14 protein-coding genes, 1 pseudogene and 1 riboswitch are annotated in these 14829 nt (G+C 72.3%); of the genes and pseudogenes, 5 read left to right on the plus strand and 10 right to left on the minus strand.

Annotation, left to right across the window (positions count from 1 at the left end):
• Positions 1-46 precede the first annotated feature (46 nt).
• Both ACFXKZ_RS15785 and ACFXKZ_RS15790 read left to right on the plus strand, forming a co-directional pair.
• Positions 47-643: a LysE family translocator gene (locus ACFXKZ_RS15785; protein WP_380001137.1), complete on the plus strand. Its 597-nt coding sequence runs from the start codon at positions 47-49 to the stop codon at positions 641-643.
• A gap of 31 nt (positions 644-674) precedes the next feature.
• On the plus strand, positions 675-2102 hold the full coding sequence (locus tag ACFXKZ_RS15790; protein ID WP_380000650.1) for an amidase: 1428 nt from the start codon (positions 675-677) through the stop codon (positions 2100-2102).
• 3 nt (positions 2103-2105) lie between these two features.
• Here the strand turns inward: ACFXKZ_RS15790 and ACFXKZ_RS15795 are convergent, their stop codons facing one another.
• Positions 2106-2801: an MOSC domain-containing protein gene (locus ACFXKZ_RS15795; RefSeq protein WP_380000652.1), complete on the minus strand. Its 696-nt coding sequence runs from the start codon at positions 2799-2801 to the stop codon at positions 2106-2108.
• A 187-nt stretch (positions 2802-2988) separates the two neighbouring features.
• On the opposite strand from ACFXKZ_RS15795, the gene ACFXKZ_RS15800 reads away from it, so the two are divergent.
• Complete coding sequence (locus ACFXKZ_RS15800) at positions 2989-3138, plus strand: hypothetical protein (RefSeq protein ID WP_380000654.1); 150 nt, start codon at positions 2989-2991, stop codon at positions 3136-3138.
• Between the two features lie 201 nt (positions 3139-3339).
• Here ACFXKZ_RS15800 and ACFXKZ_RS15805 read toward each other — a convergent pair whose 3' ends face one another.
• Together ACFXKZ_RS15805 and ACFXKZ_RS15810 are read right to left on the minus strand one after the other, a co-directional pair.
• Entirely contained in the window at positions 3340-3717 is a 378-nt protein-coding gene (locus tag ACFXKZ_RS15805; RefSeq protein ID WP_380000657.1) for a VOC family protein, read from the minus strand.
• 93 nt (positions 3718-3810) lie between these two features.
• Positions 3811-4824, minus strand: coding sequence for an NAD(P)-dependent alcohol dehydrogenase (locus ACFXKZ_RS15810; protein WP_380000659.1), 1014 nt, complete (start codon positions 4822-4824; stop codon positions 3811-3813).
• Positions 4825-4981: 157 nt separating this feature from the next.
• Between ACFXKZ_RS15810 and ACFXKZ_RS15815 the strand changes: the two genes are divergently transcribed.
• Positions 4982-5782 carry a helix-turn-helix domain-containing protein gene (locus ACFXKZ_RS15815; RefSeq protein WP_380000661.1) on the plus strand — a complete coding sequence of 267 codons (801 nt, stop codon included), beginning with the start codon at positions 4982-4984 and terminating at the stop codon, positions 5780-5782.
• Positions 5783-5902: 120 nt separating this feature from the next.
• Here the strand turns inward: ACFXKZ_RS15815 and ACFXKZ_RS15820 are convergent, their stop codons facing one another.
• From ACFXKZ_RS15820 to ACFXKZ_RS15845, 6 genes are all read right to left on the minus strand, one after another.
• The gene (locus tag ACFXKZ_RS15820; protein WP_380001139.1) at positions 5903-6880 is read right to left on the minus strand and encodes a ribonucleotide-diphosphate reductase subunit beta; all 978 of its coding nucleotides are present in this window, start codon (positions 6878-6880) and stop codon (positions 5903-5905) included.
• Positions 6881-6897: 17 nt separating this feature from the next.
• A complete protein-coding gene (locus ACFXKZ_RS15825) occupies positions 6898-9216 on the minus strand; it encodes a ribonucleoside-diphosphate reductase subunit alpha (protein ID WP_380001141.1) in 2319 nt (772 codons plus the stop codon).
• Positions 9217-9292: 76 nt separating this feature from the next.
• Positions 9293-9546: riboswitch (cobalamin riboswitch) on the minus strand.
• A 430-nt stretch (positions 9547-9976) separates the two neighbouring features.
• Positions 9977-10165 carry a hypothetical protein gene (locus tag ACFXKZ_RS15830; RefSeq protein WP_380000663.1) on the minus strand — a complete coding sequence of 63 codons (189 nt, stop codon included), beginning with the start codon at positions 10163-10165 and terminating at the stop codon, positions 9977-9979.
• 159 nt (positions 10166-10324) lie between these two features.
• Positions 10325-10885 (minus strand): G/U mismatch-specific DNA glycosylase, encoded by a 561-nt coding sequence (mug, locus tag ACFXKZ_RS15835; RefSeq protein ID WP_380001143.1) that lies wholly within the window; start codon positions 10883-10885, stop codon positions 10325-10327.
• 95 nt (positions 10886-10980) lie between these two features.
• The gene (locus ACFXKZ_RS15840) at positions 10981-11805 is read right to left on the minus strand and encodes a GNAT family N-acetyltransferase (RefSeq protein ID WP_380000665.1); all 825 of its coding nucleotides are present in this window, start codon (positions 11803-11805) and stop codon (positions 10981-10983) included.
• Between the two features lie 5 nt (positions 11806-11810).
• Positions 11811-12308 carry a MarR family winged helix-turn-helix transcriptional regulator gene (locus tag ACFXKZ_RS15845; protein WP_380000666.1) on the minus strand — a complete coding sequence of 166 codons (498 nt, stop codon included), beginning with the start codon at positions 12306-12308 and terminating at the stop codon, positions 11811-11813.
• 247 nt (positions 12309-12555) lie between these two features.
• Between ACFXKZ_RS15845 and ACFXKZ_RS15850 the strand changes: the two genes are divergently transcribed.
• Positions 12556-13254, plus strand: a complete 699-nt coding sequence (locus ACFXKZ_RS15850; RefSeq protein ID WP_380001145.1) for an amidohydrolase family protein — start codon at positions 12556-12558, stop codon at positions 13252-13254.
• A 29-nt stretch (positions 13255-13283) separates the two neighbouring features.
• Here the strand turns inward: ACFXKZ_RS15850 and ACFXKZ_RS15855 are convergent.
• Positions 13284-14826, minus strand: a pseudogene (locus ACFXKZ_RS15855) (ATP-dependent DNA ligase).
• Between the last annotated feature and the right edge of the window lie 3 nt (positions 14827-14829).

The raw sequence follows: 14829 nt of genomic DNA on the forward strand, positions 1-14829 counted from the left end.
GATCGAGACAAGCGCAATAATCGGGGTCAGCGCCGTGGCGCTGGGGATGGTGCTCACTCCCGGGCCCAACATGATGTACGTGACCTCGCGCAGCATCACCCAGGGCCGCCGCGCCGGCATGGTGTCGCTGCTCGGTGTGGCGCTCGGGTTCATGATCTACATGTCGATGGCCAACCTCGGCCTGTCCGCCGTGTTCCTCGTCGTGCCGGAGCTCTACCTCGCGGTCAAGCTGGCCGGTGCCGCCTACCTCGGCTGGCTCGCCTGGCAGGCGCTGCGGCCCGGTGGCGTCTCGGCGTTCGCCCCGCAGGAACTGGCGCCCGACTCCAACCGGCGGCTGTTCACCATGGGGCTGCTGACCAACCTGCTGAATCCCAAGGCCGCGATCATGTACCTCTCGCTGATCCCGCAGTTCGTCGACCCGAAGGCCGGGCACGTGCTGCTTCAGGGGTTCGTGCTCGGCACCATCCAGATCCTGATCAGTCTGACGGTGAACGGCGTCCTGGTCCTCGCGGCCGGCTCGATCGCGATCTTCCTGACCAAGCGGCCGTCGTGGCTGCGCATCCAGCGCTATGTCATGGGCACCGTGCTCGGCGGCCTCGCGGTCAAGCTGGCCACCGACCGGAGCCACCCCGCCACGGCCTGACCCATCGACATCCCCCCAGGAGCGGAGCGGTATGCGGCTCGACGAGTACGCCCGGTACGACGCGGTCGGCCTGCGTGACCTGATCCGGAGCGGCGAGGTCACCGCGGCCGAGGTCGAGCAGGCCGCCCGGGAGGCGATCGAGGCCGTGAACGCCGAGCTGAACGGGCTCGCGCTGCCCGTGTTCGAACCGGCCCTGGACCGCTCCGCCGACCCGGACGCGCCGTTCGCCGGCGTGCCGTTCCTGATCAAGGACTCCGGGCCGGTCGCGGCCGGTGTCCCGTTCTTCCTGGGCAGCCGCGCGGTGCCCGGGGTGGTCATGCCGCACGACAGCGAGCTGATGACCCGCTTCCGGGCCGCCGGTCTCGTCACCCTCGGGCTGACCACCGCGCCGGAGATGGCGATCAGCTTCGCGACCGAGTCGGTCAAATACGGCATCACCCGCAACCCGTGGGATCCGGAGCGCGGCGTCGGCGGCTCCAGCGGCGGCGCGGCGGCCCTGGTCGCCGCCGGCGCGGTCCCGATCGCGCACGCCACCGACGGCGCGGGCTCGATCCGCGTGCCCGCCTCGGCCTGCGGCCTGGTCGGGCTCAAACCCACCCGGGGGCGTACCCCGTGCGGCCCCGACCTGGGCGAGTCGTTCTTCGGGATCTCGTACAACTTCGCGCTCACCCGCACCGTGCGCGACACCGCGCATCTGCTCGACGCGGTTTCCGGTCCGGCACCGGGCGACAAGTACGGCGCGCCCACCCCGCTGCGGCCCTACGCCGCCGAACTGGGCGCCGACGTACCGCCGTTGCGGATCGGCGTCACCACCCGGGCGTGGTCCGGCGTCGCCGTCGACCCCGAGGCGGCGGGGGCGGCCACGGCGGTCGCCGGGCTGCTGGGCGAACTCGGCCATCGGGTCGACGAGGCGAGCCCGGTGGTCGACTGGGAGAGCGTGCTCGACGGGCTGGTGCCGGAGGTGGTGTCGTTCGTCGCCGCACCACTGCTCGGCGCGCCCCGCCCGCCCGACCCGGCCAAGCTGGAGGCGGTCACCCGGCAGATCCTGCACGACGTGCACGCGGTGACCGCGCTCGACCTGATCGCCGCGTTCGACGCGCACAACCGGGTGTCCCGCTCGGTCGGGGCCTTCTTCGCCGATCACGACCTGCTGATCACCCCGACGCTGGGGCAACTCCCGGCGCCGCACGGCACGTTGGACTTCGACGACCCGAAGCACTCGGTTCGAGGCTGGCTGGAGACGATCTTCGCCTACGGCCCGTTCACCGCGCTCTTCAACGTCACCGGCCAGCCCGCGATCAGCCTTCCGCTGGGGCACAGCGCCGACGGCCTGCCGATCGGCGTGCAACTGGTGGCCCCGTTCGGTCGCGAGGACACCCTCCTTCGGGTCGCCGCGCTGCTCGAACAGGCCCTGCCCTGGCACGACCGCGTCCCGCCGACGTTCGTCGGCGGCCGATAGCGGCTACTCGTCGTCGGAGACGAACTGCACCGGGATCACCCCGGTGCGCTTCCGGGCCACCTCGCGTGCCTCGCCCGGCAGTTCCTCGACGTCGATCAACCGGGGCAGCAGATCGGGCTCGATGGTCAGCGCCCGAAAGCACACCCCGACCGTGAGGTCGTGGTCGGGCCGGGAGACCACGGTGATCGCATCCCCCGCGCGCACCTCGCCCGGTTCCAGCACCCGCAAGTAGGTCCCGGGAAGGGCGCGTTGGGTGAATCGGCGGACCCAGCGCCGCTCGTCCAGCCAGTGTGCGAAGGTCGAGCACGGGATACGCGGGACGGAGACCTCCAACAGCGGACCCGCCGCGCCGCCCACCCGCCAGCGCTCGCCGATCAGGGCCGCCTCGACGTCGAGGTCGGTCGTGGTCAGGTTCTCGCCGAAGCTGCCGTTGGCGAGTTCGCGGCCCAGGTCGGCCGCCCACATGTCCAGGTTTTCCCGGGCATAGGCGTATACCGCCTGGTCGTTGCCACCGTGGTTTTGTCGGTCGTAGATCTCGTCGCCGACCAGTCCGCTGCCGTGGCCGCCGTATTTGGGCCCCGGGGGTCGCACGGCGACCGCGTGGTCGACCGGCCGCTTGTCGATCCCGGTCAGGTCGATCCCGGCCTTCACCGGGTTGGCGCGCGGGTGGGCCAGGTTCACGGAGAGGACGTGAGACATACCGGCAGGCTACCCGCTCCCTCTCGGCGGGCCTCGGCGGGCCGATTCGGCGGTTTTCCGGGGGAGTTCCGGGGGATTCGGCCAGGTCGAACCGCGTATCCCGGTCCAGAACGGGGCAAACACCTGTTATCGGCGCCCTCGGGGACGCCGACGCCCGCGTTTCCGGGCATCAGGGAGGGACCACGACATGAGCGCGCTGTCGAAGACCGTGAAGAAAATCCAGGGGTACATCCGCCGCAATCCGCGCCAGGTCGAGCAGGGCAAGCGGCACCTGCGCGACCGACTCACCCGCCGTCGCGGCGGCAACAGCGGCTCCGGCAACCCGCCGACCACCTAGGCCCTGTCCGGCGGGCCTTGGCCTGACCCACCGAGCCGGGGCGAACGCATCGGCCGCACCCGCGCACCGCTCGCGAACGCCCCGGGCAGTCACCCCCTCCGCGCCCCGCCACCGACCGTCTCACGGCCCTCCTCCGCGACACCGAGCGCCAATTCCCCCTCGACCGAGGCCGACCGGCCGATCGGCCGGCCGACCGACCACTCAACCGATCAGCGTCGCCTTCGCCCGTACCACGCAGAACTCGTTGCCCTCCGGGTCGGCAAGCACCGTCCACGACTCGGTGCCGGTCTGGCCGACGTCGACGCGGCGGGCGCCGAGCGCGATCACCCGCTCGATCTCCGCGTCCCGCTCGCCGGGACCGGCGCCGGGGGTCAGGTCGAGGTGCAGTCGGTTCTTGACCGTCTTCACGTCCGTCACCGGCATGAAGCAGATACCGACCGGCGCTCCCGGCTCGGTGCCGATGACCACCTCGCGCTCGCGCTCGGACAACACCTGCCAGCCCAGCACTTCGGCCCAGAAACGCGCGAGTCCGGGCAGATCGTGTGCGTCGATGACGATGTGATGCAAGGAGATGGCCATGCGCGCCATTGTGCGCGCAGCGGTCGGCCGGACCAACCGGGTTTCGCCCACCGCCGCGCACCGGCCGGCCGGCCGTACCCGACGGATCGTCGGTCAGCCGTGGTTCACCACCACGGTGCCCACGAAGCCGCCCTTGGCGTGGTGGCGCAGCGCGTCCGGGATCTCGTCGAAGCCGAACTCGCGGTGGATCGTCGGCCGCACCCCCCACGCGTCCACCGCGCGGTTCATCGTCTCGAACGCCGCCCGGTTGCCCACCGCGAGCGGACGCAGCACCGCGCCGGCGTTGAAGAAGTCGGTCGGGGACGGCGTACGACCCGGGGCGTCCGTGCCCAACCAGTGCCCGACGAAGGCGATCTCGCCGCCGAGCGCGGTCGCCGCGAGCGACTGGGACAGGTCCCCCACGACGTCGACGACGCGGTCCACTCCGCGTCCGCCGGTACGCCGCCGCACCTCCTCGCCCCACCGGGGATGGTGCCGGTAGTCGACCACCTCGTCGGCCCCGAGCGCCCGCAGTTGCTCCGCCTTGTCCGGGCTGGACGTGGTGGCGATCACCCGGGCGCCGGACCGCTTGGCGAACTGCACGGCGAACAACGACACACCCCCGGTGCCGAGGGTGAGCACGGTCTCCCCCGGCATCGGCGCCCGGCCGCCGGTCAGCGCGTTCCACGCCGTCACCGCGGTCAGCGGCAGGGTGGCGGCCTCGGTGAAGGACAGGTGCGCGGGGATGTGCACCAGCGCCCGCTCGTCCGCGAGCGTGTACTCGGTGAACATGCCGTCGCGCGAACTGCCCAGCTGGGCCGCGTAGTCCAGGCCGAACGGCCCGTCGATCCAGTCCGGGAAGACGGTGACGGCGACCCGGTCCCCCGGCGCCACCCGGGTCACCCCGGCGCCGACCGCGACCACCTCGCCGACCCCGGCGCAGCCCGGGACGACGTCCGGCCGCACGGGCAGCGGATAGTCGCCGGCCAGGACGAGCAGCTCGCGTAGGCTGATCGAGGAGGCCCGGACCCGGACCAGCACCCGACCCGGACCCGGCGCGGGCTCGTCGTGGTCCCGCAGGGTGAGTCCGTCGATTCCGGCGCCCGGCTGCAGGTGGTAGCTCTTCATGGTGGTGCCTCTTCCACGTTGCGACGATGGTGCGACGATCCGCTGTGTCCGGCCCGCCACTCGGCGGGCCGTGGTGACGATCCTGCGAGCGAGCCGCCGACAGGACAATTCCCGCAAGGGAATTGCCCGCGGTGCTCGCACTGCCTAGAACTGCCCCATGAGCACGATCACCCACGGCCCGGATTTCCCCGCCGAACTGCGGCGCTGGCGTACCGCTCGGCGGCTGAGCCAGCTGGAGCTGGCCGCGCGCGCGGAAACCTCCCAGCGGCACCTGAGCTTCATCGAGAGCGGTCGGTCCCGACCCGGCCGGACCATGATCATCCGGCTCGCCGAATCCCTGGAACTGTCGCTGCGCGAGCGCAACGCGCTGTTGCACACCGCCGGCTTCGCGCCGGTGTTCCCCGAGTCCGATTGGGACGCCCCGATGATGCGGCCGGTCCAGGAGGCGCTGAGCGCGGTGATCGAGGGCCATCTGCCCTATCCGGCGATGGTGCTGCGGCCGTACGGGCAGATCGTGGCGGCCAACGCGGCGATCGACGTGCTCACCGACGGCGCGGCCCCGGAACTGCTCGGGCAGCCGATGAACATGTTGCGGCTGATGCTGCATCCGCGGGGCATGGCGACACGGGTGGAGAACCTGGCCGCGTGGGGCCATCACGTCATCGAGAACATGCGGGCCCGGGCGCTGCGCAGCCCCGATCCGCTGCTCGACACGTTCATCGAGGAGCTGCGCGGCTACGTCCCGAACGTGGAACCGGGCCCCGACCACCTCGGCTTCGCGGTGCCGCTGCGGTTGCGGGACCCGGCGAGCGGGGGCGAGTTGCGCCTGCTCACCACCCTCACCTCGTTCGCGACGGCGACCGACGTCACCGTGTCCGAACTCCACCTGGAGGCGTTCCTGCCCGCCGACGAGGCGACCGCGACCGCTTTGCGCCGCCGCGCCGCCGAACGCTCGTGAGCCCGGGCGGGCCGAGCGGAACCGGCGCGGCCGGCCGGCCCCGAAACGCACGAAACCGCCGTGCCGCCCCGGAATCGGGACGGCACGGCGGTGGTGTGTACCCGGGCACGCGGACCCGGGTCAGAAGTCCTCGTCGAAGGAGACCGATCCGGTGACCGCGACCTGGTAGGCCGACACCCGCCGCTCGAAGAAGTTGGACAGCTCCTGCACGTCCTGGAGTTCCATGAAGCCGAACGGGTTCGCCGAGCCGTACACCGGCGCCATGCCCAGCTGGGCCAGCCGCCGGTCGGCCACGTGCTCCAGGTAGGAGCGCATGTCGGCGACGGTCATCCCGGACACCCCGCCCTGGAGCAGGTCCTCGGCGAACGCCGTCTCCGCGTCCACCGCCTCGGCCAGCATCCGCCGTACGTCCTCGGCGAGTTCGTCGTCGAACAGGTCGGGCTCCTCGGCCCGCACCGTCTCGACCACGGAGAACGCGAAGTCCATGTGCGCGGACTCGTCGCGGAAGACCCAGTTGGTCCCCGAGGCGAGGCCGTTGAGCAGCCCGCGCGAGCGCAGGAAGTAGACGTAGGCGAAGGCGCCGTAGAAGAACAGCCCCTCGATGCACGCCGCGAAGCAGATCAGGTTGAGCAGGAACTGCCGCCGGTCGTCCCGCGATTCGAGCCGGTCCAGGCCCATCGCCGAGTCGATCCAGCGGAAGCAGAACTCCGCCTTGCGCCGGATCGACGGGATGTGCTCGACCGCGGCGAACGCCTGCTCGCGCTCCTCGTGGTCGGGCATGTAGGTGTCGAGCAGCGTCAGGTAGAACTGCACATGGACGGCCTCTTCGAAGAGCTGCCGCGACAGGTACAGCCGGCCCTCGGGCGAGTTGATGTGCCGGTACAGGTTCAGCACCAGGTTGTTCGCCACGATCGTGTCGCCGGTCGCGAAGAACGCGACCAGGCGCTGCACGAGGTGCCGCTCCGCCGGGCTGAGCTTGTCCAGGTCGGCGAGGTCGCTGTGCAGGTCGACCTCTTCGACCGTCCAGGTGTTGCGGATCGCCGCCCGGTACTTCTCGTAGAAGTCCGGATACCGCATCGGGCGCAGCGTGAGGTTCATTCCGGGATCGAGCAGGCTCACGTGCACGCCTCACATGCTTCGGGGTTCTCCAGCGAGCAGGCGATGACCTCGAGGTCCGAGATCTCCTCGACCGGCGCGGCGGACGCCTGCGCGGGCACGGTCGCCTGCTGGATCCGCGTCGCGGGGCGCGAGCGCAGGTAGTACGTGGTCTTGAGACCGGTGGACCACGCGTAGCGGTACATCGAGGACAGCTTGCCGATGGTCGGGTCGGCCATGAACAGGTTCAGCGACTGCGACTGGTCGATGTACGGCGAGCGGGCCGCCGCCAGGTCGATCAGCGCACGCTGCGGCAGCTCCCACGCGGTGCGGTACAACTCCCGTACGTCCTCCGGGAGTTCGGCGATGCCCTGAACCGAGCCCTCGGCGCGCTTGATCCGGTCGCGCACCTCGGGGGTCCACAGGCCGCGGGCCTTGAGCTCGCGCACCAGGTAGCCGTTGATCTGCAGGAACTCGCCGGACAGCGTCTCGCGCTTGAACAGGTTGGACACCTGCGGCTCGATGCACTCGTAGGCGCCCGCGATGGAGGCGATGGTCGCGGTCGGCGCGATCGCCACGAGCAGCGAGTTGCGCAGCCCGTGCGCGGCCACGCGGGTGCGCAGCGCATCCCAGCGCTTGGTCTGCGTCGGGTACACGCCCTCCCACAGGTCCGGCTGGAGCCGGCCCCGCGCGGCGTGCGTCTCGGCGTAGGCCGGGTGCGGGCCGTGTACCTCGGCGAGCGCCGAGGAGGTCTCCAGGGCGGTGAGGTAGATCTCCTCGGAGATCAGCGTGGACAACTCGCGCGCCTCGGCCGAGTCGAACGGCAGGCCCAGCGTGAAGAACACGTCCTGCAGGCCCATCAGTCCCAGGCCCACCGGGCGCCAGCGCGGGTTGGACGCGGCGGCCTGGTCGGTCGGGTAGTAGTTGATGTCGATCACGCGGTCGAGGAAGATCACCGCGGTGCGCACGGTGGCGCGCAGCTTGTCCCAGTCCATACCCTCGCCGGCGACCACGTGCGCGCCGAGGTTGACCGAGCCGAGGTTGCACACGGCGGTCTCGCCGTCGCTGGTGACCTCCAGGATCTCGGTGCACAGGTTGGACAGGTGCACCACGTTGCCCGGCTCGGCGGCCTGGTTGCAGGTCCGGTTGGCGGCGTCCTTGAAGGTCATCCAGCCGTTGCCGGTCTGCGCGAGCGTGCGCATCATCCGGGCGTACAGGTCGCGCGCGGGCATCTGCCGGACGAACCGGCCGTCCCGCTCGGCGGCTTCGTACACCTTGTCGAACTCGGCGCCCCACAGGTCGGGCAGCTCGGGCAGCTCGTTCGGGTCGAACAGCGACCAGACGCCGTCCTCCTCGACGCGCCGCATGAACAGGTCCGGCACCCAGTTGGCCAGGTTGAGGTTGTGCGCGCGACGCGCGTCCTCACCGGTGTTCTCCCGCAGTTCGAGGAACTCCAGGATGTCGGGGTGCCAGGTCTCCAGGTACACGCAGGCCGCGCCCTTGCGCCGGCCGCCCTGGTTGACCGCGGCCACCGACGAGTCGAGGGTCTTCAACCACGGCACGATGCCGTTGGAGTGCCCGTTGGTGCCCCGGATCAGCGAGCCGCGCGAACGCACCCGCGACCAGGCCACGCCGATGCCGCCGGCGAACTTCGACAGCCGGGCGATGCGCCCGTACATGTCGTAGATCGACTCCAGCTCGTCCTTGGGCGAGTCGAGCAGGTAGCACGAGGACATCTGGGTGTGCACGGTGCCGGAGTTGAACAACGTCGGCGAGCTGGGCAGGTAGGCCAGCGAGGACATCAGCCGGTAGAAGCCGATCGCCTCGCCGGGCTCCTTGGACAGACCGCACGCCACGCGCAGCAGGAAGTGCTGCGGGGTCTCGACCACCTTGCGCGAGACGGGGTGGCGCAGCAGGTAGCGGTCGTAGACGGTGCGCAGACCGAAGTACTCGAAGCGGCGGTCGCCGTCGGCGTCGACGGCGGTGTCCAACTCGGCGGCGTGCGCGGCGACGAACGCCGCGGTCTCCGCGCCGATGATGCCCTCGCGGTGACCGAGCGCGATGCCGGCGCTGAAGGAGGCGACGCCGGCCTCGGCGGCCTCGTCGGCGATCCGGCCGGCCAGCAGCCGTGCGGCGAGCCGCGAGTAGGCGGGCTCCTCGGCGATCAGCTCGGCGGCGGTTCGCACGGCCAGGTCGGCCGCCGCGCCGCGGTCCGCACCCTCGTTCAGACCCGCGACGACCCGGCGGACGACCCGATCCGGATCGACCTCCGGCAGATCGCGCGCCTGGGTGCGCACCAGGGTGGCAAGGCGGTCCTCGGGGCTCTCGTCGACCCGCATCCGGGTCGCGCCCACGCTGTCCACAACGGTCACGTGCTCTCTCCTCGCGAGCTCGTACGTACAGGTGACCCCACGCCCGAAGGCGCGGGCAGCCGGCAGGTATTCGGACTCGCGGGCATGCCGGGGCACCGCCGGGCACGGCGTGTGCTCGGTGGTCCGCGGAGTGCCTAGCGGTCGTCGCTTCCCGTGCGCCTTTCGGCGTCCGGCGCTCTATGACGACTTTCGTTCCCGCTCACCGCTGCGGGGGCAGTTCCGGCCTCGCACCGGATTCCCTCTTGCCTCGCCTTCCCGGAAACTTCGGTCGGGCGAACCAGCTGCGTCGCAGAGCATATATGTAGTGGCGGGGTGGTCGTTGCACCCCCAGGTGTTGTGTCGCGTCCCGATTCCCGGCGTGTCACGGTTCGCCGGAGACGTGCCCGGGTGGTACGACCGGCGAGCAATGCGACGCGCGTCGAGCGCCCCGAACGCCCGCTCCCCCGGCGCCCGTCCGGCCCCACCGGGCCTGCGCGGGCCGCGTGGGACGGGGCCGGGGTCGGCGGGAGCACGGCGGGGGGCGGACCGGATCGACGGTGGATCGCGCGTCGGCCGCCGCACCGATCGGCCGGCAAATTCCTTCCTCGCCGGGCGTGTCGGAGGGCGCGTGACAAGAAGCACATCGCGCCGCGGCCGGCCGATTCACGCGGAGCGGATCAGCGGCTCCGGCCCTCGGGTCGGGACGAGCCGCGTCGCCTCCGGGCCCGGATCGCGCCGCGTGGCCGGCTCACGGGCGACGCGTGCGCGGGCCCGGTCCGGGTGGGCGGGCGGGTCGGGGCGGGCTGCCTTGCGGTCGGTCCGTCGGCCGGGGTACCTCCCGGCCCGAGTCGCGCCATTCGGCGACCAACGCCTCGTAGACGGGAGTCTCGAACGTCTCGGTGGGCCACGGCCCATACGGGGCCCGCAGGATCTTCATGCCGGCCCAACCTCACGAGGAGGCGCGAAGTAACCACCAACCGGGTGATGCCACCCGGTCGATTGACGGCCCCGCCCCGGGTCGGGTCGCCCACGACGACCCCCGGTCGCCGCCGCACATGGTGGGCGGCACGGATGGCGCCCCGCGCGCGCGGCCCTCCTATTCGGGCGGGTAGGCCGTGGTGCGCAGGGCGGTGAAGGCTTCGGCGAGGGCCGCGGCCGTCCAGTGGGCGTTCAGGCCGCTGGGGTTGGGGAGTACCCAGATTCCGGTGTCGTCGATCGTCTCCGACTGGCGGCCGACCACCGCCCTGGGGCGGCCGAAGCCGGTGCGGTACGCACCGATGCCAAGCACCGCCAACCAGGCCGGTCGGTACCGGCGTACCTTCGCGGTGAGCGCCAGGCCGCCGGCCCGGTACTCCTCCTTCGTCAACTCGTCGGCGCGCGCGGTGGTTCGGGCCACCACGTTGGTGATGCCGAGGCCGAGCGTGGTCAACTCGCGCTGCGCGGCGGGCTCGATCAGGCGCGGGGTGAAGCCCGAGGCGTACAGGGCCGGCCAGAACCGGTTGCCGGGACGGGCGAAGTGCCGCCCGGTGGCGCCCGACCAGAGCCCCGGGTTGATCCCGCAGAACAGCACCCGCAGGTTCGGCGCGATCACGTCCGGGATGCTCCGACCGTGCGCGGCGGCCAACTCCTCGGCGGTGGGATTGCGTCCGGGCGGGATCGGCAGCACGATCGACGCGGCGGCATCGGTCTTCGTACCCGCCGCGCCCGCCTGCTCCGCGCCCGCCTCGGCAGTCCGCGCCTCGTCCCGCCGGCTCACGGCGCCTCCGCGATCATCGCCGTCCCCACCGAGCGGAAGCCGATCCGGTCGTACACCCGCGCGACGTCCTCGTCCCCCGCGCTCAGGAACACCGTCTCGCTCCCGCCCTCCAGCGCGTGCCGGGCCAACTCCCAGGTCACCGCCGCCGCGAGGCCGCTGCGCCGGGCCGCGGGCAGGGTGGCCACACCGACGATCTCGGTCGTGTCGTACAGGTGCTGGTAACTGCCCACGCACAGCGGTCCGGCCGGGCTGTACGCCGCGAACATCACCGTCTCGCCGCTGCGCAACCGCTCGTTGAGGTAGGACAGCAGGCCCGGATCCTGGCCCAGCGCTGCGGTGTCCCGCTCGGCGGGCCCGTCGGAGCCGGGCGCGGTGCCGGGATTGGCGAAGCCGATCGCCGCGACGCTGTGCACGATCGCCAAGTCGGTGGCGTCCGCGCGGATTCGCCGCAGCGTCACCAGGTCCGGCAGATCCGGGCGCTCGGCCGGATGTTCGTCCGGGTCGAGCACCATCAGCGGGTGCTCGTGTACATGCAGTTCGGCCTCGATCGCGGCCGCCCGCAACGCGGGGGTGCTCTCGTGGACCCATTCGAACGTCTCGGGCACTTTCAACTCTCTCTGCCGCGCCCGGACCGCGCGCACGTCCGCGACGGTGGGCTCGGCGAGGCCGCCGAGCGTGGGTCGGGCATAGTAGGGCCACCCTTCGCCCTCCCGGACGAACAGCGTCAGCGCGCCGATCGCCTCGGTGCGGGTGAACCGGCGGGGCACCGCGTCGTAGAAGATCTCCAAATGCGCGCGCAGTTCCGCGGCGGACTTCGGCATGCGGGTCAGTGTGACACGGCCGTCGGCACCGGTTCGGCCCGGTGTCCGAAGCCCGCTTTCCCTCCGAAGCCCGCGTGCACCCCGAAGCCCGCCTTCAACCGGCCCAGGAGTTCGGACAGTCGCTCGGCGTCCTCGTCCGGCCAGTCGGCCAGCCGCTCGGCGATCACCGCGAGGCAGCTCTCGGTGGCCCGGTCGACCACGGCGCGCCCCTCCGGGGTGAGTCCGAGCAGTACCGACCGGCCGTCGCGCGGGTCCGGGCGGCGGGCCACCCAGCCGTGTTCGACCAGGTGCGCGAGGTGTCGGCTGACCACGGACATGTCCAGGTCGAGGAGTTCGGCCACGCGCCCGGCGCGCAGCGGTTCGGCACTGCGGCCGAGCACGAACAGGACTGCGGAGCCGGGCGGCAGGCTGCCGGGCGGGACGGCCTTGGCGAGGCCGCGGCGTACGCCGACGATGCCCTCCAGCTCGGTGAGCAGGTGCCGACAGGCTTCCCTGGTGGCCATGGCGGCTCGCTCCTTCCTGTGCCCGGGCGGTCGTACGCCCGCGCGGCGACTTCGTTGCCTGTCACAACCATAGAAGAAATTAGTTGCATTTGACAACTTCTCCGGCGGCGAATCCGCCACGCCCGGCCGGCGCCCGGGTACGGTATGCGGCGTTCCCGCAGCCGACGGAGGCACCGCCGTGTCCGGATCGCCCGCTCGTCGCGTGTTCGACGCGCATCTGCACATCGTCGACCCGCGCTTCCCGCTCGTGGCCGATCACGGCTACCTGCCGCCGACCTTCACCACCGCCGACTACCTGGCCCGCGCCGTCCCACTCGGCGTGACCGGCGGCGCGGTGGTGTCCGGCTCGTTCCAGGGCTTCGACCAGACCTACCTCCTCGACGCGCCGGCCCGACTCGGCCCCACCTTCGTCGGGGTGACCCAGCTGCCGCCCGACGTCCCCGACCGGCGGATCGCCGAGCTGGACGCGGCCGGGGTGCGGGCGATCCGGTTCAATGTCCGGCGCGGCGGCTCGGCGACGCTCGACCACCTGGACCGGCTCGCCCGCCGGGTCCACGCGATCGCCGGCCGGCATGCCGAGCTGTACCTCGACGCCCGCGATCTGCCCGACCTGCTGCCGGTGTTGACCGCGCTGCCGAGGGTGGGCATCGACCACCTGGGCCTGTCCCGGGAGGGGCTGCCGCATCTGTTGCGGCTGGTCGAACACGGCGCCAGGGTCAAGGCCACCGGTTTCGGCCGGTTCGACGCGGACGTATCCGCGACGCTGCGCGCCGTCGCCGCCGTGGACCCGCGGGCCCTGCTCGCCGGCACCGACCTGCCCTCGACCCGCGCGCCCCGCCCGTTCCGGGACGCCGATCTCGACCTGATCGCCGACGCGGTCGGGCCGGACCTGGCCGCCGCCGTCCGGTACGACAACGCGCACGCCTTCTACCGTCCGCGCGGGTAGGCCCTCGCCGGCGGGCCGGTCGGCGCCCCTCACTCCCGGGCCGCGAGCGCCCGGACCGTGTCCATGTCGTCCGCCTCCGCGGCCGTCTTGTCCTTCCGGTAGCGCAACACCCGCGCGAAGCGCAGTGCGAGGCCGCCCGGATAGCGGGTGCTGGTCTGCAACCCGTCGAAGGCGATCTCCACGACGAGTTCGGGTCGCACCCACACGGTCCAGTCGTCCCGGCGCACCTCGAGCTCCCGCAACCGCTCGGTCTGCCCACGCGAGCAGTTCGTCGGTGAGCCCCTTGAACGTCTTGCCGAGTATCACGAACCCGTCCCCGCCCGGATCCCGCGCGCCCAGGTGCAGATTGCTCAGCGTGCCGCGCCGGCGGCCGTGGCCCCACTCGGCGGCCAGCACCACCAGGTCGAGGGTGTGCCGCGGTTTGACCTTGACCCAGCCGGCGCCGCGCCGACCCGCCGTGTAGGGGGTGTCCAGGGACTTGACCACCACCCCTTCGTGCCCGCGCGCGACCGCGTCGGCGAAGAACGCCTGCGCCGCCGCGTCGTCCCCGGTGACCAGCCGGGGCACCAGGAGTTCGGGCGGCGCCAGGTCCGCGAGCGCGGCCCAGCGGTGCGCGCCGGGGCGGTCGATCAGGTCCTCGCCGTCCACGTGCAGCACGTCGAACAGGTACACCGTCAGCGGCGTCTCGGCCCGCAGCCGCGCGGCGTCGCGGGTCCCGGTCCGGGAGGCGGTGATCTGGAACGGGTGCGGCCTGCCGTCCGCGCGCAGCGCGATCGCCTCGCCGTCGAGCACGGCGGTACGCACCGGCAACGCCCGTACCGCCTCGACCAGTTCGGGCACACGCGGGGTGATGTCGTCCAGGCTGCGGGTGAACACCGCGACACGATCGCCGTCGCGGTGGATCTGCACCCGGATGCCGTCGATCTTCCACTCCGACGCGACCTCGGCGGCGGGGTCCTTGGCCCGCAGCTTGGCCAACGCGCCGGCCACGTCCGGCGCGGCGGCGGCGAGCATCGGGCGCACCGGGCGGCCGACGTCGAGGGTGAGCGCGTCGAGCGCGGCCCGGCCGCCGTGCAGCGCGGCGGCGGCCACCGGTCCGGCGGCGCCGCGCAACATCAACGCCCGCCGTACCGCCGTAGCCGGTACCTCGGCCGCGCGGGCGATCGCGTCCGCCATCACCCCGTCCAGTGCGCCCTGGCGTACCTCGCCGACCAACAGCCCGATCAGGAAGCGCTGTTCGACCTCGGTCGCGCGGGCGAACAGCGCGTCGAGCGCGGCCCGTCGGGCGGCCTGCGAGCCGGTGCCGGTGGTGGCCCCGATCGCGGCCAACGCGGCGTCCACCTCCAGGAGGGTCAACGACGGCTCGGCCGCGGGCGGCGGCACCGCACGCAGCATGGCGGGCCCCACACCGATCTGCCGCTGGGTGAGCGTGCCCGCGAGGTAGGCGACCACCACGGTCGCCTCGTCCGGATCCGCCCGCCGCAGGCAGTCGGCCACCAACTCCGCCTTCGCGGTCCGCCCGGACTCCCCCGCGATCTCCCCGGACACGACGGCCACCTCCCGAAACAACAGCGA

This window comes from Embleya sp. NPDC059237 (assembly GCF_042754105.1).
GTDB lineage: Bacteria > Actinomycetota > Actinomycetes > Streptomycetales > Streptomycetaceae > Embleya.

Coding starts and splice junctions, on each gene's coding strand:
- ACFXKZ_RS15785 (WP_380001137.1), top strand. CDS start 47: ATGGTGCTCACTCCCGGGCCCAACATGATGTACGTGACCTCGCGCAGC.
- ACFXKZ_RS15790 (WP_380000650.1), top strand. CDS start 675: ATGCGGCTCGACGAGTACGCCCGGTACGACGCGGTCGGCCTGCGTGAC.
- ACFXKZ_RS15795 (WP_380000652.1), bottom strand. CDS start 2,801: ATGTCTCACGTCCTCTCCGTGAACCTGGCCCACCCGCGCGCCAACCCG.
- ACFXKZ_RS15800 (WP_380000654.1), top strand. CDS start 2,989: ATGAGCGCGCTGTCGAAGACCGTGAAGAAAATCCAGGGGTACATCCGC.
- ACFXKZ_RS15805 (WP_380000657.1), bottom strand. CDS start 3,717: ATGGCCATCTCCTTGCATCACATCGTCATCGACGCACACGATCTGCCC.
- ACFXKZ_RS15810 (WP_380000659.1), bottom strand. CDS start 4,824: ATGAAGAGCTACCACCTGCAGCCGGGCGCCGGAATCGACGGACTCACC.
- ACFXKZ_RS15815 (WP_380000661.1), top strand. CDS start 4,982: ATGAGCACGATCACCCACGGCCCGGATTTCCCCGCCGAACTGCGGCGC.
- ACFXKZ_RS15820 (WP_380001139.1), bottom strand. CDS start 6,880: ATGAACCTCACGCTGCGCCCGATGCGGTATCCGGACTTCTACGAGAAG.
- ACFXKZ_RS15825 (WP_380001141.1), bottom strand. CDS start 9,216: ATGCGGGTCGACGAGAGCCCCGAGGACCGCCTTGCCACCCTGGTGCGC.
- ACFXKZ_RS15830 (WP_380000663.1), bottom strand. CDS start 10,165: ATGAAGATCCTGCGGGCCCCGTATGGGCCGTGGCCCACCGAGACGTTC.
- ACFXKZ_RS15840 (WP_380000665.1), bottom strand. CDS start 11,805: ATGCCGAAGTCCGCCGCGGAACTGCGCGCGCATTTGGAGATCTTCTAC.
- ACFXKZ_RS15845 (WP_380000666.1), bottom strand. CDS start 12,308: ATGGCCACCAGGGAAGCCTGTCGGCACCTGCTCACCGAGCTGGAGGGC.